Raw genomic sequence first — 18,789 nt, 5'->3', positions numbered from 1 at the left:
CGGTCACTCGTCCTCAGGACCACCAGCGCTCGAGGGCGTCCTCGACCGTGACCACCTCCGCCTGACGATCCGCGACCAGCAGGTCCAGGACCGCGTGCATGTGGTCGACGCGCTCGTCGGCCACGGCATCGGCGACGACCCCCGCGCGGACGTTGTGGGCGTAGGCGTCCCGCGCGGTCTGCGCGATGCAGGCGTGCGTGGACACGCCGGCGATGAGCACCCGGTGCACGCCGAGGTTCCGCAGGCGCAGCGACAGGTCGGTGCCGAACCACGCGCTGTCGCGGGTCTTCTCGATCCTCGTCATCCCCGTCGTGTCCAGCTCGTGGACGACCGCCGTGCCGGGATCGCCGTGGAACAGGTAGCCCTGGTCGTCCTCGAGCATGCTCAACGTCCAGGTGGAGCGGTCTTGGCTGTGCTCCGTCGTGATGAGCAGGACGGGTGCTCCGGCCGCGCGAGCACCCTGCGCGAGCGTCCGCGCCGCGGCGACGACCGCGGTGCGTGACGCGGCGAGCGCCGGGTCCTCGAAGAAGGCCTCCTGCAGGTCGACCAGCAGCAGCGCGGTGGCCGTGGGCGGCTCGCCTCCCACGACATCCGGGCGGCTCATGGCGTGGGGCTCCCTCCCGTCACGGCGAGGGTCTCCCCGAGCACGTAGCTGGACTCCGAGGAGGTCAGGAAGACGTACGCCGGGGCGAGCTCGGTGGGCTGGCCGGCCCGGCCGATCGGGGTGCTCTTCCCGAACTCCGGCAGCGCCTCCTTGGGCTGTCCGTCGGAGACCTGCAGCGGGGTCCAGATGGGTCCCGGAGCGACCGCGTTGACGCGGATGCCGCGCGGGGCGAGCTGCTGGGCGAGCCCCTTGGTGAAGTTGTTGATCGCGGCCTTGGTCGAGGCGTAGTCCACGAGCGTGGGCGAGGGGTCGTAGGCCTGGATCGAGGTGGTGTTCACGATCGTGGCGCCGGCGGGGAGGTGCTTCAGCGCCGCCTTGGTGATGCGGAACATCGCGTGGATGTTGACCGCATACGTGTCCTCCCACTGCTGGTCGTCGATCTCCTCGAGGGACTCGACCGCGATCTGACGACCCGCATTGTTCACGAGGGCGTCGAGACCGCCGAGCCCTTCCACCGCGTCCTCGACGAGCTGGCGGCAGAACTCGGGATCGGCGAGATCGCCGGGCAGCAGCACGACGGTGCGGCCGGCCTCCCGGATCACGCCGGCGACGTGCTGGGCGTCCTCCTCCTCCTCCGGGAGGTAGTTCATCGCGACATCCGCTCCCTCGCGGGCGAAGGCGATGGCGACGGCCGCACCGATGCCGGAGTCGGCGCCGGTGATCAGCGCGCGGCGTCCCTCGAGGCGACCGGTGCCGCGATAGGACTTCTCGCCGCGATCGGTGCCGGGGACGAGCTCGGCGTCGAGGCCGGGCTCGGGCTGGTCCTGCTTCGGCGGGGTGATGTCGGGAAAGCGGGTGACGGGGTTCGTGAAGGTGAGCTGGTCGGACATGGGTTCTCCTCGGGATCGGTGGCTAAAGTCCGCGGCGGTGGGCCGGCGGCGGTTCAGGGGGCGGGCGTGGGGGCCGCGGGGATCGTGGGGTCGAGGACGACCTTGATGCAGCCATCGTGCTTGCGCTGGAAGAGGTCGTAACCTGCGGCCGCCTCGTCCAGGGGGAGCCGATGGGTGACCAGGTCGCCGACGCCCAGCGGGTCCGCGGGATCCTCGACCAGCGGCAGCAGCGTGTCGGTCCAGACCCGCACGTTGCACTGGCCCATGCGCAGCTGGAGCTGCTTGTCGAACATGGTCAGCAGCGGCATCGGGCTGGCCGCACCGCCGTAGACGCCGGCGAGGGACACGGTGCCGCCGCGCCGGACCAGGTCGATGGCGGTGTGCAGGGCAGCGAGCCGATCCACCCCGGCGCGCTCCATGAGCGGCTGCGCGACCGCGTCGGGAAGCTTGCCGGCGAGGGTCTGGGCGAGACCGGCGACCGGGCTGCCCTCGGCCTCCATGCCCACGGCGTCGACGACGGCGTCGGGCCCTCGTCCCTGGGTGCGCTCGCGGATCTCGCCCACGGCGTCTTCGTTCAGGTCGAGCACCTCGATGCCGTGACGCTCGGCCATGGCCCGGCGCTCGGGGACGGGATCGATGCCGAACACCCGGGCCCCCAGGTGACGCCCGATCCGGGCCGACAGCTGGCCGACAGGTCCCAGGCCGATCACCGCGAGGGTGCGGTGCGCCGGAACACCGGCGTACTGCACGGCCTGCCACGCGGTGGGGAGGATGTCGCTGAGGAAGAGGTAGTTGTCGTCGGGCAGCTCAGTGCCGACCTTCATCAGACCGTAGTCGGCGTGCGGCACCCGCAGGTGCTCGGCCTGACCGCCGGGGACCTGGCCGTAGAGCTTCGAATAGCCCAGTAGCGCGGCTCCCGTGCCGCGCTCGGTCACCTGGGTGGTCTCGCACTGGGAGGGGAGCCCCTGCCCGCACATGGCGCAGTGCCCGCAGGAGATCGTGAAGGGGACGACGACCCGGTCCCCGGGGCGCACCCCGGTCACCTCGGAGCCGACCTCCTCGACGATCCCCATCGGCTCGTGGCCGATGATGTCGCCGGGTGTCATGAACGGTCCGAGAACCGAGTACAGGTGGAGATCGGAGCCGCATATAGCGGTGGAGGTGATGCGGACGATCGCATCGGTGGGCTGCTGGAGGATCGGGTCGGGCACGGTCTCGACGCTCACGTGCTCGTTGCCCTGCCAGGTCACTGCTCTCATGGTCCCGCCTTCCGGTGGTGATGCCGCGGCTTTCCTTCCACCCTAGGGGGCACCGTCGGCCCGCGTCCGCAGTGTCGACCGAAAGGTCTGCGTCGGCGGCAGCTGGGGAACGGGGGCGATGACGACGTCGTGCACCTTCCAGTCGAGCTCCTGGATCCGGTCGCGCAGGGCGGCGATCCGGTCGAGGCTCGGCTCGATCCCCGCGGCGGGGACCACGAACACCTCGGCATGGAAGACGTGCCCCTCGTCGCGGACCCGGGCCGAGGCCTCCCCCACCCAGGACTCCTCCTCCGCCTGCTCCTCGATCCGGCGCGTCAGCGGATGCGGTGCGGAGTCGTCGAAGGTCCGCGCCTCGGCATCGGTGAGCCCGCCGATCGAGCTGCGAAGGTTCTTCACCCCGTCATGCAGGATCGAGACGGACACCAGCAGCGCGGCGGTCGCGTCCGCCCACCAGAGCCCGAGCCCCACCCCGATCACACCCGCGATGGTGGCGACCGCGGTGGACCAGTCGGCCTTGCTCATGTCGGCATCGGCGTACAGCACCTTGTCGTGCAGCGTCTCGGAGAGTGCAAGCTTCTTGTACCCGAGGATCACCGGCCCGATGCTGGTCACCGCCATCACGGCGATCATCAGCCAGCCGGACCAGATCGCGTGGCCCCCGAGGACGGTGAGGCCCATCGGGGGTCGCTCGACGGTCACCAGGGTCAGCGCCGAGTCGATCGCGAGATAAGCGCCCATCGCGAGCAGCGCCAGCGCGGCGACCAGATGGGCGACCCCGATCGAGCGGTGGTGCCCATAGGGATGCCGGCGGTCGGGCTTCTCACGGATCCGACGCGCCGCGACGAGGAAGGCGATCGGGGGCAGGAGCGAGAGCAGGTCCTCGGCCCAGGCCGCCCGCATCGCCTGGGACTGTCCGGCGACCAGCCCGACCAGGACGACGGTCGCCGACATCCAGGCGAGCGTGAGCCATTCCAGGTGGGTGGCGCGGCGCAGGGCGTCCCGCTGCTGCTCGCCGAAGGCGTCGTGGCCGGAGCCCGTCGCCTCCTCGCCGCCCTCTCCGTCGGAGTCGGTCACAGCTCTCCCCCGCGCTCGGCGAGGAATCGCTCGATGTCGATCATCAGCGCGTTCTCCCCCGGCCTCACCCCGAGGACGATCCTGACCTCCCTGCCGTCGGCACCGGTGGTCGTCGCATAGGGGCGCGTCGTGGCGATCTCGGAGGTCCACGGGACATCGGAGGCGAGTCCGCCGACGACCACGTCGAGCTGTCCCTCCCGCATCATCGCCGCCAGGGTGCTCTCCCCGGCGGGCACCCACTCGACGGCGGCGTCGATCGACTCGGCGTAGTCGGTGACGAGCTCGACCTCCGAACCGCTGACGGTCCCGTCGGGTGCCACGACGGTCCACGGAGGGTTCTCGCTGATGCCGACCCTCAGCACGCCCTCGCGGGCTCGCTCGAGGGTGCCCTGGGAATCCGCAGGGAAGGCGCCCTGGCAACCGGCCAGCAGGACCATCGCCGTCACGACCGCGAGCAGTATTCGGATCCGTCGTGGAAGGGTCATCGCTGCACCTCCGTCTCCGCTGGACCTCCGCCCACCGCGGGCGACAGAGCCATCGTCCTGTCCCGGGGTCCCGGGGTTTCGGCCCTCATGTGCTCGACTCTACGCAGTGCGGCCCGCGCTGAGCCGGACGATCGGTCCTGCCCTGCGACCTGCAGGAGCGCCTCGACGTGTTGACCGCTGCAACGCCGAGTCGTGGGATGGCTCCGCGGGCCCTGCTCCGACGACGGGCCCAGACCATCGGAAGACGACCGACGAGGGATATGATCAGGGGTCACGCCGACAACGGTGGCCGGATCACCGGCACGAGGGACCGGGACCACGACCTGATCTGGTTCGCGGAGCAGTGCCTCTCGAACGCCCTGCGCCTGGACGCTCGCTGATCCGCCCCCTTCGAGAAGAGAGGAGGAGCCGTGCTCGACGATTCCGAGAACGATGTCTCCGTGAGCACGATGCAGTCGCTCCTGCTCCAGAACCCTGACATCCAGGACTTCCTCCAGGACTTCACCGATCTGCTCGCCCGGCAGCTCTCGCTGGGAGGTCCGGACCGCTGGTGCGCGGTCACCCTGTTGAGGGAGCGCAAGGCCGCCACCGCCGCCTCGTCCGGTCCTCAGGCGCTGGCCCTCGACGAGCTGCAGAACAGCTTCACCGACGGGCCGTGCATGACCGCCATCCGCGAGAACACGGTGATCCGAGCGGGCGACCTGCGCAGCGATGGCCGCTGGCCCGACTATGCCGCCGCCGCGCAGGAGCAGGGGGTCAGAGCCGTGCTCGGGCTTCCCTTCGATCTGGAGGACGACGCGAAGGCGGGCCTGAACGTCTATTCGGCCACGCCGCACGACTTCGACCCCGTGACGGTCGAGTCGATCGCGCTGCAGGTGGAGCAGGCCTCGAGCGCGATGCGCCTCGCGGTGCGCCAGGCACTGCACTCCGAGACGGCCCGGGACCTGCGTGCGGCGATGGAGTCTCGTACCGTGATAGACCTCGCGGTGGGGATCCTCATGGGCCGCAACCGGTGCAGCCAGGAGGAAGCGATCAGCATCCTCAAGAGCGCCTCGAACCACCGCAACGTCGCATTGCGCGACCTGGCCGCGACGCTCGTCGCCTCGGTGGGCTCCGCGCCCGCGCGCACCTCCTTCGACGCGTAGGAGCGGGCCGTTCCGGGGTGGGCTAGGCTCACCGAGAGGTCTAGCAGGAGGCCTCGTCGTCAGCGCGCACGGAACGGCCTCCTCCCATGACCCACGTCCTCTCGGTGACGGTCCGCGTCGATCTGGACCTCCACAAGGTGTTCCTCGTGATCGAGGGCTGCCTCACCGCCCGGAGCTACGCCTCCTTGCTCCCCGTCCTCGCCCAGGCACGGGCGCTCGACCCGGTGCCGCGCATCGCGCTCGATCTCCTGGGGGCGCAGCACGTCGACCTCGACGGGCTCCTCTCCCTGCGCCGGGCGATCGACCTCGCCGACCCGGAGCAGATCGCGCCCCTGAGCGTCCAAGTTCCCGACGAACTCCCGGCCTGCCCGCTCGCTCCGGCCGCCCCGCCCGCGGAGAGGTCGGAACCGTCGGCTCCGAGGGACCCCGGCGGGGACGTGGACGCCACCGCCCTCCCCGAGCGCGCCAAGCGCGGACGAGCGCCGCGCGGTCGCCGGGAGGAGATCCTCGACGGTGCCGCGGAGATGTTCGCCGAGCACGGTTACCACGGGTCGAGCCTGCGCGACATCGCCGGCCACATCGGCATCTCGCATCCGGGACTGATGCACCACTTCCCCTCGAAGGCCAGCCTGCTCCATGCCGTCCTCGACGGGCTCGAGGACCGCGCGCAGCAGGCGCTCGAGGAGCTCGGGCAGCTCACGGACCGCCCCGAGTCGCTGCTGCAGGCCCTCACCGCGGCGTGGCACCCGAGCTCGCTGCCGGTACGGCTCGTGGCCACGCTCGTCGCGGAGACCGTCAGCGAGGACCATCCCGGACGTCTGCGCACCGCACGGCTGCGCCGTGTCCACGAGCACGTCCTCGAGCAGTGCTTCGCAGCCTACGGCGCGAGCGGGATGCTCCGCCGCGGCCTCGACCCCGCGTTCGCGAGCAGGGCGATGCTCGGACTCGTGCTGAACCTCGCCGTCCGGGAGAAGACGGTGCGGGCGATGCAGGGTGGGACCCACGATGACGCCCCCGCCCAGGAGATCGCCCGGTTGCTGCGCTCGTTCCTGCAGGGCGATCTCGTGGACTGACCCTCGTCGGGCCGGGCCGCCGCGGCGGTCGACGCCGCGTGGCGGGCACGTCCCGCGCCGTCCGCCGGGAGGTGGCACTCCCCGCGCCGGTCCAGTCGGGGTGGCTACAGTGCCCCTGGCCCGTCATTCCGCGAGAAAGCCTCCCATGCCTCCTCCCACCAGCCTCGTCGCCTCCGCCGTCCACGCCGGGTACCCGGGAGAGACCGTGCTCGAGGGCGTGGACCTCGAGCTCACCGCGGGCCGGCCGCCGCTCGGACTGCTCGGCGACTCCGGCTCGGGGAAGACGACGCTGCTCGCCGTGCTCGCCGGGGAGCACCGGCCGAGCCACGGGCGCGTCACCTGGGAGGGCCGGGAAGTGTCGCGGCTGCGCGGCAAGGACAAGCGGCGCTTCCGCGCGGCGGTCCGCTCCGTCTCCCAGTACGCGATGACGATCGTGGACCCGCGGGAGACCGTGGGCTCCCGGCTCGAGATCGCCGCGAAGGAGGCCCGCAAGGGTGGACGCACCCACGCCGTCTCCCCCGCCGAGCTGCTGGAATCGGTGGGACTGCCCAAGGGATTCCTCCCCCGCACCATGCGCACTCTCTCCGGCGGGGAGACCCAGCGCGTGTCCCTCGCCGCGGCGCTCGCCACCCGGCCCGAGCTGCTGCTCCTGGACGAGCCGCTGACCGCCGTCGACCCCGCGACCCGGGTCGAGATCGCGCGTCGGCTCGCCGGGACGATCGAGCGGCTCGGTATCGGGACCCTGATCGCCTCGCACGACGTGGAGCTGCTGCAGCGGCTCTGCCCGCAGATCGCCTTTCTCGGCCAGGGGCGGCTGCTGGCGAGCGGCACCCTCGCCGAGGTGCTCTCCCGCACCGAGCACGAGCCGATCCGGGAGCTCGCCGAGGCGAACCCGCTCGCGGTGCAGCGCTTCCGCTGACCTCGTGAGCCCGGCCGTCGGCTGCGGGCGTACGGCACCTCAGGAGGCGGCGGCCCACAGCCTCGCGGTCGCGTAGCTGCGATATGGGCTCCACCGCTCGGCCGACGGCGCGGCGGATCGCTCTCTCGGCTCCGCGGCGAGCGCGCGCCGGAGCACGGCGTCGGTCGCGGGAAACGCGTCCCGGTCCTCTCCCGCGCGGATCGCGAGGCAGTCCAGGGTCCAGGGTCCGACGCCGTGCAGGGCGTGCAGTGCCTCGCGGGGCGGGAGCGGTTCTGCACCTGTGGACGGATCGATCCCTGCCTCCGCGAACAGGGCGGCCACCTCGTGGAGGGTGCGAGCCCGGCCGCGGGTCAGCCCGATCTGCTCGCGCAGCTCGTCGACGGGGACCGCGGCCAGCTCCGCCGGAGCGGGGAGATCGCGGAGCGCGCCCATCGTCTCGTCGCCCACCGTCTCCTCGCCCTTCGACCAGATGCCGTGCGCCGCGATCAGGCGCCCGGCGAAGACCCGGCCGGCGGCGAGCGAGACCTGCTGGCCGAGGACGATGAGCACCGCCGCCTCGAAGGGCGAGGCGAAGCGGGTGAGGCGGACGCCGGGCCGCGCCCGGACCTGCTCGGCGAACAGCGGATCCCGTCCCAGCAGGGCGTCGATCGGCGCGATCGGGGTGTCGAGGTCGAACCAGCGCCGCACCCTCGCGGCGACCACCGAGCGCACGCCCTCGTCCCGCGTCTCGACGCGCAGCGCGACGCCGTCGGGGACGAAGTGCAGCGTGATCGGGAGGCTGTCGCCCGCGACCGTGAGGCGCCGGGTGAGCGTGCCCGTGCCCGCCTCGAGACGGTGCAGCCCGTCGATCGCGTGCGCGCGCACCGTGGTGAGGGCGGCGGCCATGTCGAGGGGACCCTCCGCGGTGAGGAGCAGGGCGTCGGTGTCGCTCACGCTGGCCAGACCCCGGACGTGCCGCGCCGGTGCGCGGCGAGCAGGTGCGTGTCCACGATGCCGATCGCCTCCATGAGGGCGAACATCGTCGTCGGTCCGACGAAGGCGAACCCCTCTTTCCGCAGGGCCTTGGACAGCGCGATGGACTCGGCCGATGCGGTCGGGACCTCGGCGGGCGTCCTCGGGCGCGGCGTGTCCGCGGGCTGGAAGGACCACACCAGGTCGACGAGCCCGCCCTTCTCACGCAGCCTGAGGGTCGCGTTCGCGTTGGTGATCGTCGCGCGGATCTTGGCGCGGTTGCGGACGATCCCGGCGTCCCCGAGGAGACGGTCGACGTCGGCCTCGTCGAAGCGCGCCACCGCCTCGGGGTCGAAGCCGGCGAAGGCGGTACGGAAGGCGGGCCGCTTGCGCAGGATCGTCGCCCACGAGAGACCCGCCTGGAAGGCCTCGAGGCTGATCCGCTCGAAGAGGCCCTGCTCGTCACGGACGGGCATCCCCCATTCGGTGTCGTAGTACTCGCGCAGCAGCGCGTCCGTGCTCGCCCAGACCGGTCGGGCCAGTCCGTCCTCGCCGCGCACCAGGCCGGTGCCGTCCTCCGCCGGGCCGGCGGAGCGATCGCGGGTCGTCTCGGTGGTCGCGGGGTCTGGCGTGCTCATCGGCGGGTCCTCTGCTCTCTCGGGGTGCTCCGGGCAGTGTGTCAGCCCGCGGTGCGGTCGTCCGCCTCGAGCTCCAGCAGCGTGGTCTTCGCCGCGAGACCGCCGAGATAGCCGCCGAGGCGGCCGTCGCTGCGCAGCACACGATGGCAGGGCACGACGACCGGCAGCGGGTTGGTCGCGCAGGCGGTGCCGACGGCGCGCACGGCCCGGGGATTCCCGACCAGCTCGGCGACCTCCCGGTAGGACAGGGTGCTGCCGTAGGCGATGCGCGGCAGGTGCTCCAGGACCCGCTGCCGGAAGCTGCTCGAGAGAGAGCGGTCCAACCGCAGGTCGAAGCTGCGGCGCGTCCCGGTGAAGTACTCCTCGAGCTCGGCGGCCGCCGCGTCGAGACGGCGCGGCGCCTCGAGCACGCGGGGGCTGAGCGTCGCGGCGAGGGAGCTCAGCACGGCGTCGAAGTCCTCGAGCGCGAAGGCGACCCGGACCAGCCCGGCGGGGGTCGCGGCGAGCAGGAGCGGGCCGAGCGGGCTGTCGATCGTCCGATAGGCGATGTCGAGGAGACCGTCCTCCTCGGCGCGGCGGGCGAGTCGCTCCCGGAGTGCGGTCAGCATCGCGCTCGGGACGGGGAGGTCCCGATCGAGGTCGACGGACGGGTCGGTGGCGGTGGCGGGATGGTCGGCCGGGTGGGGGGAGCTCATCGAGGGTCTCCTGTGCTCGGGTCTGTCGGGGCGTACTGCCGGCGGAGGGCGCGCAGGCCGTCGGAGGCGGCACGGCGGACGGCGTCGGCGCTGCCACCGATCAGTGCGGCGGTCTCGGTGTGCGGGAGCCCGCCGAGATAGTGGTAGGCGAGGGCGAGGCGCTGCCGTTCGGGGAGTGCGGCGACGGCGGTCCAGAGGTCCTCCCCCTCCCCCGGGTCCCCCTGGAGGGAGGCGCGCTCGGGCAACTCTGCGGTGGGGACCCCATGGCGCGCCCGACGACGCGTCACGTCGATCGCCTTGCGCTGCGCGACGCGGACGAGCCACGCCTCGAAGTTGGTCTCGGCCGGGAGCTGGGTCCAGGCGGTGAGCGCGGCGAGGAAGGTCTCGGACCAGGCGTCCTCCGCGTCGGGCCCGGGGCCGAGGACGGCTCGGCAGACCCGCAGCACGGTCGCGCCGTGGCGGTCGACCGCGGTCTCGAAGGGAAGGGTCATCGGCAACGGCGCTCCCTTTCGCGGAGGTCGCTGCACCCGGGGACGTGGACCATGGCGTTCCCGGCTCAGAAGAGCCGTGCCTCGCTCGCCGCGGTGGGCTCCTCGAGATCGAGCAGGAGGCGCTTGCGCGGAAGGCCGCCGGCGTATCCGGTGAGGGAGCCGTCGGCCCCGACCACCCGGTGGCAGGGGATGACGATGCTCAGCGGGTTGTGGCCGACGGCCTGGCCCACGCGCTGCGCGAGGTGCGGATTCCCCAGCTCCTGGGCGATCCGGCCGTAGGTGGTGGTCGTCCCGTAGGGGATCTCCTGCAGGCGGTCCCAGACGGTGCAGGAGAAGTCGTCGCCGCGAGGGGCGAGCGCGAGGTCGAAGTCGCGGCGGTCGCCGTCGAGGTACTGGGCGAGCTGCTGAGCGGCGCGGGCGAGCACCGGACGGGCCGCGGCGTCGACGCGGTCGCCGATGGAGTCGGGGGCGGGCGGGTAGCGGTGCTGGGGGAAGTAGACGCCGGTGAGGGCGTCCTCCTCGGCGACCAGGGTCAGGTCCCCGAGGCGGGTCTCCACGAGCGTGTGGCAGGCGGTCGTCATGGTCACTCTCCTCGTCTCCCCCGGTAGTCGCGCGAGCGGCACGGGATGTGAGGTCCCCTCCCCCGGCGAGTCCGGCTCAGCGCTCCCGGCTGACGATGCGCCGCACGGCCTCGGCGATGTCCGCGGCGTCGAGCATGCCCGGGCCGAGCGCGTGATGGATGGTGAGCCCCTCGATGAGCGCATCGAGCAGCCGGGCCGTGAGCGGGTCGACGTGGCGCTCGAGCGCGGCGCGGCTGCGGGCCATCCACGCCATGGTCAGTTCGCGGAAGGCGGGCGAGCGGGCCGCGAGGGTGTAGAGCTCATGGGTCAGCACCAGGTCGCGCGGGGTGGGGAAGACGTCCTCGAGGATCAGGGCGACGAGCTCGTCGACCACCCGGTCCTCGTCGCCGCCGACGGGCAGGGCCGCTAGCCGCGCCTCGAAGCGATCCGCGACCGAGTCGGCGAAGAGCATCAGCGCTTCGCGGAGCAGCTCGTCCCGCCCGGTGAAGTGGTAGGTCGTGGACCCGAGGGGTACTCCCGCCCGCTGGGCGACCTTGCGATGGCTGGTCCCGTCGACCCCGTTCTCGGCGATCACCTCGACGCAGGCCTCGATGATCCGCCGGCGGCGCTCCGGGTCGTATCTGCGTTCGGCGGCCATGCCTCAGGGTATCCGGCGCAGGACGCGCGCCGGGTTCCCGACGGCGACGACGTTCGCGGGGATGTCCCGGGTGACTACGGACCCCGCGCCGATCACGCTGTTCTCCCCGATGGTGGCGCCGGGGCAGACGATGACCCCGCCGCCGAGCCACACGTTGTCGCCGAGGGTGATCGGCTCGGCCGCCTCGAGCTTGTCGCGGCGGAGCTCGGGGTCGATCGGGTGGGTGGGCGTGAGCAGCTGGACGTTGGGGCCGAGCTGGCAGTCCTCGCCGATCACGATGGGGGCGACGTCGAGGGCGGTGAGGTTGTTGTTGATGAAGGTCCGCGCGCCGATGCGGATGTTCTCCCCGTAGTCCACGGCGAGGGGCGATGAGATGTAGACGTCCTCACCGAGCTCGCCGATCAGCTGCTCGAGCAGGTCCCGGGCATCGGGCTCGCCCAGGGAATCGGCGCGATGGTACTCGTGGGCGAGGCGCCGGGCGCGGGCATGGAGACGGGCGTTCTCGGGGTCGTCGGCGATGTACAGGTCGCCGGCGAGCATCCGCTCGCGGTTCGTGCGGGGGTCACCCGCGAAGTGGGGATGGGTCATCGGTCCTCCAGGCTCTGCACGGTCGGGACGATCGTACACATCTGGATGCGGCGCGTGAGCGGGGACCGCGGCTGCGGCGGACAATTCCGGCTCCCGAGCACCGCACGACGACGAAGCCCCCGCCGCATATGCGACGGGGGCTTCTTCCACGGGTGCGCCATCAGGGACTCGAACCCCGGACCCGCTGATTAAGAGTCAGCTGCTCTAACCAACTGAGCTAATGGCGCCAACGGAGAAGAACTTTACCCCCAAGTCCCCTCCCATCCAACCGCAGCGCCCCTTCTGTGAGCGAGCGAACAGCGACGACGCTCCGCTCAGTCCGCCGTGGACCTCCCCGGGACCTGCACGCGCGCGGGACGATCGTCGACGCGCCGATCAGCGCTGATCCCCTAGACTCGAGCATCCAGGAAAGTCGTCGCGCGAGGCCCCGGCCAGGGCACTCAGGAAAGAGGTCAGCGTGAGGATCGCGATCACCGGTGCCACGGGAGTTCTCGGCCAGGAGGCCGTCGAGGCGCTCGTCGCCGCCGGCCATGAGGTCACCGGGATCACTCGACGCGACTCCGGGGTCCCGATCATCGAGGGGCGTGGAGCCTCCGCGATCGTCGCCGACGTCTTCGATCACGCCGACCTCGCCCGGGCCTTCCGCGGCCACGACGTCGTCATGAACACCCTCGCCCACGTCCCCGTCGGGATGGCAGGACTGCGTCCGCTCGCCTGGCGGGAGGACGACCGGCTCCACCTCGAGGCCTCGGTCGCCATCGCGAAGGCGGCCGCCGAGGCCGGGGCACGCCGCCTGGTGCAGGAGTCCTCGATCTTCATGTACCCGGACAACGGCACCGACTGGATCGGCGAGGACCTCCCGCTCAGCGTCCGCAACCAGGCCTTCCGCCCGCGGGTCCGGGAGATGCGCGCCGCCGTCGACTTCGCGACCGCCGGCCGCACCGCGGTGGTCCTGCGCCTCGGCCAGCTCTTCGGCCGCGATCAGCACACCACCCACGCCCTGCGCGCCACCCGGGCTGGGGACCCGATCCTGCTCGGCCGGCCCGACGGCTACATCACCCTGCTGCACCACTCCGACGCGGGCACCGCCTTCGTCGCCGCGCTGCGGGCGGGCAGCGGCTTCTACAACGTCGGTGGCGAGCCGATCACCCGCGGCCGCTGGGCGAAGGATCTCGGCACCGAGGCCGGCGCGTCCGGGCCGGCGAAGTTCTACCCCGAGATCACCCAGGCCCTCGTCGGGACCCGGCTCGACACGCAGCGCCGTTCCCTGCGGGTCTCCTCGCTCCGATTCATGTCCGAGACCGGCTGGCGGCCGACGGTGGGTCCGTCGACCAAGGGCTGGTCACGCCGCTGAGCCGCTCTCAGCGGGGCAGGCGCATGCCGAGGCTCGGCGTCGAGTCGACAAATCCGAGGGAGCGGTAGAGCCGCTGCCCGGGCGGGTCGGCGAGCAGGGTGATGTACGGATGCGGGGGCGCCGCCGCCTCGATCCGCGCGATCAGGTCCTCCATCACGGCTCGCCCGAGCCCCTGCCGCTGATGCCCGGGATCGGTCGCGATGTCGGCGAGGTGGAAGTACCAGGTGCCGTCGCCGAGCGTGCGGCCCATCGCAGCGAGATCGCCCTCCGCGGTGCGCACCGTGGTCCAGGCCCAGCTGTTCGCGAGCGCCCCGGCGGCCTGCTTCGGGGTGCGCGGGCTGAGCCCGGCGATCTGCCGGAGCCGCACGTACTCCGCGCTCGTCGGCGGCTCGGCACTCTGCTGATAGCCCGGCGGGAGCGGGGCGGGCGAGGGTGCAGCGGGAGTCATGTCGGACGAGGCCATGCCCCGATCCTGCCACCGGGGCCGGACGGGCCGGGATACTGGGGCGATGACCCACTCCCCCGCTCCCCTGCCCGATGACGCCCGCTGCCCGTGCGGGAGCGGGGAGGTGATCGGCGCCTGCTGCGGTCCGGTGCTGCGTGGTGCGCGCCGGGCCCCGACGGCCCAGGCCCTGATGCGCTCCCGCTACACCGCCTTCGCCACCGGCGACGTGGAGCATCTGCTGCGCTCCTGGCATCCGAGCACCCGGCCCGACGAGGCCGAGCTCGCGGGCTCACTCCGCGAGGAGCGGCGCTGGCTGCGCCTCGAGATCCTCCGCACCGAGGCGGGCGGGCCCTTCGACGACGCCGGGGTCGTCGAGTTCGCCGCCCACGCGAAGGGCCCGGCCGGCCGCGAGCAGCAGCACGAGGTCTCGCGGTTCCTGCGCGAAGACGGCCTCTGGCTCTACGTCGACGGCGAGGTCGACTGAGCCCGCCGTCCCCCGCCCCGTCGGCCGCGGACAGCGAGACGCCCCGGTCCGAAGGGACCGAGGCGTCTCGTACGAGCTCCGCGAGGGCGATCAGGAGCCGGCCGAGGCGACCTTCTTCTCGGCGCGCTTCGCGGCCTCCTGAAGGATCGCGCCGAGCTCCGAGGCGTGCTTCTCCGCTTCCTTGGGGACCGGCAGCGAGGATGTCCGGACCGTCTTCCGGGCCTTCTTCGCCGAGCGTTCCGCGCCGCGGCGGGCATCCTTCATGACCGCGGCGACCTTCTGCCCGCGGGTCGGCTCGCGGCGCGACAGGGCCACCGCCGCGGCGATCCCGCCACCGATCACGACCAGGCCGATGACGCCGCCGACGACCACGGGGAGGGTCGCGGCGGTCTTCCCGTCACCGGCCTCGGAAAAACTCTTCACCGATCCGAGCAGCTCGTTCTTCCATCGCGTCACGGCGTTCTTGGGGTTGACGCGGTCGAGCAGCTCGTCGATGTCCGCGGCGAGGTTGTCCTGCCGGCGGAACGCCTCGTCGCGCATGTCGTCCAGGCTCTGCTTCTTGGCCACCACTTGCCTCCGGTGCTCGTGCGGTTCGTCAGGGGAATCGTAACGTGCCGGGCGTCTCAGCCCTGCGCGCGGGCGAGGAAGTCCTCGGCCCCGCCGACCAGCTCGACGTGGCCGGTCTCGACGTCGGCCGTCGCCATCCTCGCGACCTCGGCCGCGAACTCCTCGACCGAGTACAGCTTGCCGGCCGCCTCACGACGCGCCTCGAGCGCCCCGGGACGAGCGCGGTTGAGCAGGGTCGCGGTGACGGTGCCCTCGATCATGTCGCCGGAGACGACCACGAAGGACACTCCCTTCGCGCTCAGCTCGGGGATGCGGGCGGTCAGCGCGGTCTCGCCGGCGCGCTTGGACCGGGCGACCTGCTCGTACTCGGGCATGGTCTCGACCTCGTCGATGAAGTGCGCCTGGTGGCTGGTCACGAAGACCACGCGGCCACCCTCGGTCAGGTGCTCGAGGCCGGCCGTGAGCGCATCGTCCTGCGCGTCGCGGTTCAGCCGCATCGCGTAGTCCTCGCCGAGGTCGGACTCCATGCCGCCGGAGGCGTTCAGGACCAGGAGGTCCAGGGAGCCGAAGGTGTCGACCGCCGCGCGCATCAGGGCGCGCACGCCCTCGGGGTCGGTGAGGTCCGCGCCGACGGCGAGGGCTCGGCCGCCGGCCGCCTCGATCTTCTCCACGACCTTGTTCGCGCGGGGCACCTTCTGGCGGTAGTTGATGACGACGTTCGCGCCCTGGGCGGCGAGGAGCTCGGCGGTCGCGGCGCCGACGCCGCGGGAGGATCCGGTGATGACGGCGGTCTTGCCGGCGAGGGGGCTCATGGGGGTCTCCTGATTCTCGGGACGGATGCTCGGGACGGGGTCCGGGTCGGGCGGGCGCCGGGCTCCGCCGCGGAGTCCTCCGCGAGCGGGTCGGCCTGCGCCACCGACCCTCGAGCCTACCCGTCGGCTCCGCGCGCTGCGGCTAGGCTGGTCCGGCGCGCGAGTGGCGGAATTGGCAGACGCGCTGGATTTAGGTTCCAGTGCCCGAGGGCGTGAGGGTTCGAGTCCCTTCTCGCGCACCGTCCGTCGGCCCGGGATCCCGGGCCGACGGGGCCTCCCCGCCCGTGGCCAGCGCGGTTGTACCCTGGGAGCCGCAGCGGCCCGGCCCGCTGCGCGACCCGTCCGCGATCATCCCGTAGGAGCCTCCATGACCCTGTTCGGTCTCGTCCGCCACGGCCAGACGGAGTTCAACCGACAGGGACTCTTCCAGGGCGTCAGCGACGTGCCGCTGAACGACACCGGACGCGAGCAGGCGCACCGGGCACTGGACGCGCTGCCGCCGATCGCCTGGGACGCCGCCCTCTCCTCGACCCTGTCCCGCGCCGAGGAGACCGCGCGCATCATCGCGGAGGACCACGCGATCCCCTTCGCCGGCACCGATACGCGCCTGGTCGAGATCAACTGGGGCGCCGCCGAGGGGAACCCCGTCGGCGAGATGGAGGACCGCTACCCGGGGCGCACCTTCCCCGGTCGCGAGACCACGCAGTCCGTGATCGATCGCGCGACCGCCGCGCTCGACGAGATCGCCTCCCAGCGCCCCGACCAGAACCTCCTGGTCGTCGCCCACGGCACCCTGATCCGGCTGCTGCTCTCCGGCGTGACCGGCGAGCACCTGCCCTCGATCCCCAACGGCACCCTGTCGCAGCTCGAGGTGGTCACCGGCCCCGAGCAGGAGACCTGGACCGTGAGCATGGTCGCGGGCGAGGAGCTCGCCCCGCGCACCCGCACCGTCCCCCGCGACGGCACACCGCGCTTCACCCTGCCGGACCACCACCTGCGCCCGCGCGGCCTTGAGCCCGCGCGCGACTGACCCGCACGCGTCGGAGCGACCCTCGCGTCTCTCCCCGTCCCCGTCCCTGTCCCCGTCTTCTCATCCCGACCGCAGCACCCGCACCCCAGGAGCAGCCATGAACCGCACCGCCGTCGACTCCGAGGGAGCCTGGTTCGAGCGTGAGCGCATCGATGAGCTGCGCCGGCGTCTGCCCATCACCTACGTGGACGTGGTGCCCGTGCGGACCGACCTCGACGGCTCGGTCACCGAGGTCGGGCTGCTGCTGCGCGCCTCGGGTGACGGGGAGATCGTGCGCGCGATCGTCTCCGGACGCGTCCTGATCCACGAGACGATCCGCGAGGCGATCGGTCGGCACATCGAGAAGGACCTCGGCCCCATGGCGATGCCGCGCATCCCCGTCTCCCCCGTCCCGTTCACGGTCGCCGAGTACTTCCCGACCCCCGGGGTGTCCCCCTTCCACGATGCGCGTCAGCACGCGATCTCCCTCGCCTACGTCGTGCCGATCGACGGGGAGACCGCCCCGCAGGAGGACGCGCTCGAGCTGTCCTGGTTCGGGATCGACGAGCTGCTCGGGGACAGCTCTCCGCTCGAGGAGATGAACGGCGGCCGCGACCTGCTCGTGCGGCGGGCGCTGGCCCACGTCGGCGCGGTCTGAGGCGGACCAGCCGCCCCACCATCAGGACCGGCCGGCGGTTCAGCCCAGCAGCCGCGCCACGTGCGGGGCGATCGCGCGGAAGGCACGCCCGCGATGGGAGATCGCGTCTTTCGCCTCGGGGCTGAGCTCCGCCGAGGTGAGCTCCTGCCCGTCGGGCACGAACAGCGGGTCGTAGCCGAAGCCCCCCGCCCCGCGCCGCTCCCGCAGCAGGCGCCCGGTCATCTCGCCGCGCTCGACGAGCTCGGTCCCGTCGGCCGCCACCAGCGCCGCCGCGCACACGAACCGTGCCCCGCGATGCGCGTCGGGGACGTCGGAGAGCTGCGCGAGGAGCAGGTCGTTGTTCGCCTCGTCGTCCCCGTGCCGACCCGACCAGCGGGCCGAGAAGATGCCGGGGGCTCCGCCGAGCACATCCACGGCGATGCCCGAGTCGTCGGCGACCGCCAGCAGCCCGGTCGCCGCGGCCGCGGAGCGGGCCTTGAGCAGGGCGTTGCCCTCGAAGGAGACCTCGTCCTCGACCACGTCCGGCAGCGCGATGCCCGCCGAGGAGATCACCTGCTCCGGCGCGAGGCCGGGCACGGCCGCCGCGAGGATCCGCTGCAGCTCCCGCAGCTTCTTCGCATTGTGGCTCGCGAGGATCACCCGCGCCCCGGCCGGAACCTCGACGGCGCTCATCGGGAGCCCGCCAGCACCTCGCGCTGGATCCGGGCGAGATCCGCACAGCCCGCGGTCGCCAGGTCCAGGAGAGTGCCCAGCTCGGCCCGGTCGAAGGGGGCGCCCTCGGCGGTGCCCTGCACCTCGACGAAAGAGCCCGCCCCGGTGACGACGACGTTCATGTCCGTCTCGGCGCGCACGTCCTCGCGGTACTCCAGGTCCAGCAGCGGCCGGCCGTCGACGATGCCGACGCTGATCGCGCTCACCGAGTCGGTGAGCACGTCCTTCGCGGCCGGGATCGAAGAGTGCCGCTTGCCCCAGGAGATCGCGTCGGCGAGCGCCACGTAGGCGCCGGTGATCGCCGCGGTGCGGGTGCCGCCGTCGGCCTGGAGCACGTCGCAGTCCAGCTGGATCGTGTTCTCGCCGAGCGCGTCGAGGTCGATCACGGCGCGCAGCGACCGGCCGATGAGGCGGGAGATCTCGTGGGTGCGCCCGCCGATGCGTCCCTTGACGCTCTCGCGGTCCGAGCGGGTGTTGGTGGAGCGGGGCAGCATCGCGTACTCGGCGGTGACCCAGCCCGATCCGGAGCCCTTCTTCCAGCGCGGCACGCCCTCGGTGAAGGAGGCGGCGCACAGCACCCGGGTGCGGCCGAACTCGATCAGCGCGCTGCCCTCGGCGTGGTCGAGCCAGTCGCGCGTAATGCGCACCTCGCGCAGCTGCTCGGGGGTGCGGCCGTCGACACGGTCGCCGGTGGGGGTGGGGGTCTGCGAGCTCACGGA

Annotated in this window: 24 protein-coding genes and 2 tRNA genes; 8 read left to right on the top strand and 18 right to left on the bottom strand. The window is 72.5% G+C overall.

Going from position 1 to position 18,789, the window contains the following annotated elements; genetic code table 11:
- Window positions 1-13: 13 nt before the first annotated feature.
- The 5 genes from ACZCAH_RS00815 to ACZCAH_RS00795 are packed head-to-tail and all read right to left on the bottom strand — an operon-like array spanning window position 14 to window position 4,312.
- Window positions 14-604, bottom strand: coding sequence for a cysteine hydrolase family protein (locus ACZCAH_RS00815; RefSeq protein ID WP_464339279.1), 591 nt, complete (start codon window positions 602-604; stop codon window positions 14-16).
- Window positions 601-1,494: an SDR family oxidoreductase gene (locus tag ACZCAH_RS00810; RefSeq protein ID WP_464339278.1), complete on the bottom strand. Its 894-nt coding sequence runs from the start codon at window positions 1,492-1,494 to the stop codon at window positions 601-603. The genes ACZCAH_RS00815 and ACZCAH_RS00810 overlap by 4 nt, the downstream gene beginning before the upstream one ends.
- A 53-nt stretch (window positions 1,495-1,547) precedes the next feature.
- Entirely contained in the window at window positions 1,548-2,753 is a 1,206-nt protein-coding gene (locus ACZCAH_RS00805) for an alcohol dehydrogenase catalytic domain-containing protein (RefSeq protein ID WP_464339277.1), read from the bottom strand.
- A 42-nt stretch (window positions 2,754-2,795) separates the two neighbouring features.
- A complete protein-coding gene (locus ACZCAH_RS00800) occupies window positions 2,796-3,827 on the bottom strand; it encodes a cation efflux transmembrane domain-containing protein (protein WP_464339276.1) in 1,032 nt (343 codons plus the stop codon).
- Window positions 3,824-4,312 (bottom strand): transporter substrate-binding domain-containing protein, encoded by a 489-nt coding sequence (locus ACZCAH_RS00795; protein WP_464339275.1) that lies wholly within the window; start codon window positions 4,310-4,312, stop codon window positions 3,824-3,826. Before ACZCAH_RS00795 ends, ACZCAH_RS00800 begins: the two co-directional genes overlap by 4 nt.
- Before the next feature lie 410 nt (window positions 4,313-4,722).
- Between ACZCAH_RS00795 and ACZCAH_RS00790 the strand changes: the two genes are divergently transcribed.
- From ACZCAH_RS00790 to ACZCAH_RS00780, 3 genes are all read left to right on the top strand, one after another.
- The gene (locus tag ACZCAH_RS00790) at window positions 4,723-5,457 is read left to right on the top strand and encodes an ANTAR domain-containing protein (RefSeq protein WP_464339274.1); all 735 of its coding nucleotides are present in this window, start codon (window positions 4,723-4,725) and stop codon (window positions 5,455-5,457) included.
- An 86-nt stretch (window positions 5,458-5,543) separates the two neighbouring features.
- Entirely contained in the window at window positions 5,544-6,530 is a 987-nt protein-coding gene (locus ACZCAH_RS00785; protein WP_464339273.1) for a TetR/AcrR family transcriptional regulator, read from the top strand.
- Window positions 6,531-6,675: 145 nt separating this feature from the next.
- Window positions 6,676-7,449 (top strand): ABC transporter ATP-binding protein, encoded by a 774-nt coding sequence (locus ACZCAH_RS00780; RefSeq protein ID WP_464339272.1) that lies wholly within the window; start codon window positions 6,676-6,678, stop codon window positions 7,447-7,449.
- 39 nt (window positions 7,450-7,488) lie between these two features.
- Here ACZCAH_RS00780 and ACZCAH_RS00775 read toward each other — a convergent pair whose 3' ends face one another.
- The 8 genes from ACZCAH_RS00775 to ACZCAH_RS00740 form a co-directional block, all read right to left on the bottom strand.
- A complete protein-coding gene (locus ACZCAH_RS00775; protein ID WP_464339271.1) occupies window positions 7,489-8,382 on the bottom strand; it encodes a DNA-3-methyladenine glycosylase family protein in 894 nt (297 codons plus the stop codon).
- Complete coding sequence (locus tag ACZCAH_RS00770; RefSeq protein ID WP_464339270.1) at window positions 8,379-9,038, bottom strand: DNA-3-methyladenine glycosylase I; 660 nt, start codon at window positions 9,036-9,038, stop codon at window positions 8,379-8,381. The genes ACZCAH_RS00775 and ACZCAH_RS00770 overlap by 4 nt, the downstream gene beginning before the upstream one ends.
- Before the next feature lie 41 nt (window positions 9,039-9,079).
- On the bottom strand, window positions 9,080-9,733 hold the full coding sequence (locus ACZCAH_RS00765; RefSeq protein ID WP_464339269.1) for a methylated-DNA--[protein]-cysteine S-methyltransferase: 654 nt from the start codon (window positions 9,731-9,733) through the stop codon (window positions 9,080-9,082).
- Window positions 9,730-10,224, bottom strand: coding sequence for an RNA polymerase sigma factor (locus ACZCAH_RS00760; RefSeq protein ID WP_464339268.1), 495 nt, complete (start codon window positions 10,222-10,224; stop codon window positions 9,730-9,732). Before ACZCAH_RS00760 ends, ACZCAH_RS00765 begins: the two co-directional genes overlap by 4 nt.
- A gap of 65 nt (window positions 10,225-10,289) precedes the next feature.
- Window positions 10,290-10,805, bottom strand: a complete 516-nt coding sequence (locus tag ACZCAH_RS00755; protein ID WP_464339267.1) for a methylated-DNA--[protein]-cysteine S-methyltransferase — start codon at window positions 10,803-10,805, stop codon at window positions 10,290-10,292.
- 76 nt (window positions 10,806-10,881) lie between these two features.
- On the bottom strand, window positions 10,882-11,442 hold the full coding sequence (locus ACZCAH_RS00750) for a TetR/AcrR family transcriptional regulator (protein WP_329747974.1): 561 nt from the start codon (window positions 11,440-11,442) through the stop codon (window positions 10,882-10,884).
- A 3-nt stretch (window positions 11,443-11,445) separates the two neighbouring features.
- A complete protein-coding gene (locus ACZCAH_RS00745; RefSeq protein WP_464339266.1) occupies window positions 11,446-12,030 on the bottom strand; it encodes a sugar O-acetyltransferase in 585 nt (194 codons plus the stop codon).
- Window positions 12,031-12,183: 153 nt separating this feature from the next.
- Window positions 12,184-12,257 (bottom strand) — tRNA-Lys (locus tag ACZCAH_RS00740).
- 230 nt (window positions 12,258-12,487) lie between these two features.
- Between ACZCAH_RS00740 and ACZCAH_RS00735 the strand changes: the two genes are divergently transcribed.
- Complete coding sequence (locus ACZCAH_RS00735; RefSeq protein WP_329747925.1) at window positions 12,488-13,384, top strand: NAD-dependent epimerase/dehydratase family protein; 897 nt, start codon at window positions 12,488-12,490, stop codon at window positions 13,382-13,384.
- A gap of 7 nt (window positions 13,385-13,391) precedes the next feature.
- On the opposite strand, the gene ACZCAH_RS00730 is transcribed toward ACZCAH_RS00735, so the two are convergent.
- Window positions 13,392-13,847: a GNAT family N-acetyltransferase gene (locus tag ACZCAH_RS00730; RefSeq protein WP_464339265.1), complete on the bottom strand. Its 456-nt coding sequence runs from the start codon at window positions 13,845-13,847 to the stop codon at window positions 13,392-13,394.
- Window positions 13,848-13,893: 46 nt separating this feature from the next.
- On the opposite strand from ACZCAH_RS00730, the gene ACZCAH_RS00725 reads away from it, so the two are divergent.
- Window positions 13,894-14,313, top strand: coding sequence for a YchJ family protein (locus tag ACZCAH_RS00725; protein ID WP_464339264.1), 420 nt, complete (start codon window positions 13,894-13,896; stop codon window positions 14,311-14,313).
- 90 nt (window positions 14,314-14,403) lie between these two features.
- Here ACZCAH_RS00725 and ACZCAH_RS00720 read toward each other — a convergent pair whose 3' ends face one another.
- Together ACZCAH_RS00720 and ACZCAH_RS00715 are read right to left on the bottom strand one after the other, a co-directional pair.
- Complete coding sequence (locus tag ACZCAH_RS00720; protein ID WP_464339263.1) at window positions 14,404-14,880, bottom strand: hypothetical protein; 477 nt, start codon at window positions 14,878-14,880, stop codon at window positions 14,404-14,406.
- Between the two features lie 56 nt (window positions 14,881-14,936).
- Entirely contained in the window at window positions 14,937-15,692 is a 756-nt protein-coding gene (locus tag ACZCAH_RS00715; RefSeq protein WP_464339262.1) for an SDR family oxidoreductase, read from the bottom strand.
- Between the two features lie 157 nt (window positions 15,693-15,849).
- Here ACZCAH_RS00715 and ACZCAH_RS00710 point away from each other — a divergent pair.
- From ACZCAH_RS00710 to ACZCAH_RS00700, 3 genes are all read left to right on the top strand, one after another.
- A tRNA-Leu gene (locus ACZCAH_RS00710) sits at window positions 15,850-15,931 on the top strand.
- A 128-nt stretch (window positions 15,932-16,059) separates the two neighbouring features.
- Window positions 16,060-16,722, top strand: a complete 663-nt coding sequence (locus ACZCAH_RS00705; protein ID WP_464339261.1) for a histidine phosphatase family protein — start codon at window positions 16,060-16,062, stop codon at window positions 16,720-16,722.
- 97 nt (window positions 16,723-16,819) lie between these two features.
- Window positions 16,820-17,359, top strand: coding sequence for an NUDIX hydrolase family protein (locus tag ACZCAH_RS00700; protein ID WP_329745227.1), 540 nt, complete (start codon window positions 16,820-16,822; stop codon window positions 17,357-17,359).
- 39 nt (window positions 17,360-17,398) lie between these two features.
- Here the strand turns inward: ACZCAH_RS00700 and rdgB are convergent, their stop codons facing one another.
- Complete coding sequence (gene rdgB / locus ACZCAH_RS00695; RefSeq protein WP_464339260.1) at window positions 17,399-18,031, bottom strand: RdgB/HAM1 family non-canonical purine NTP pyrophosphatase; 633 nt, start codon at window positions 18,029-18,031, stop codon at window positions 17,399-17,401.
- The gene (gene rph / locus ACZCAH_RS00690; RefSeq protein WP_464339259.1) at window positions 18,028-18,786 is read right to left on the bottom strand and encodes a ribonuclease PH; all 759 of its coding nucleotides are present in this window, start codon (window positions 18,784-18,786) and stop codon (window positions 18,028-18,030) included. The genes rdgB and rph overlap by 4 nt, the downstream gene beginning before the upstream one ends.
- Window positions 18,787-18,789 lie beyond the last annotated feature (3 nt).

Source organism: Brachybacterium sp. B718/18, from assembly GCF_055454375.1.
Note: the sequence above shows the minus strand (reverse complement) of the source record. Positions and strands in the feature narration are given on the sequence as shown.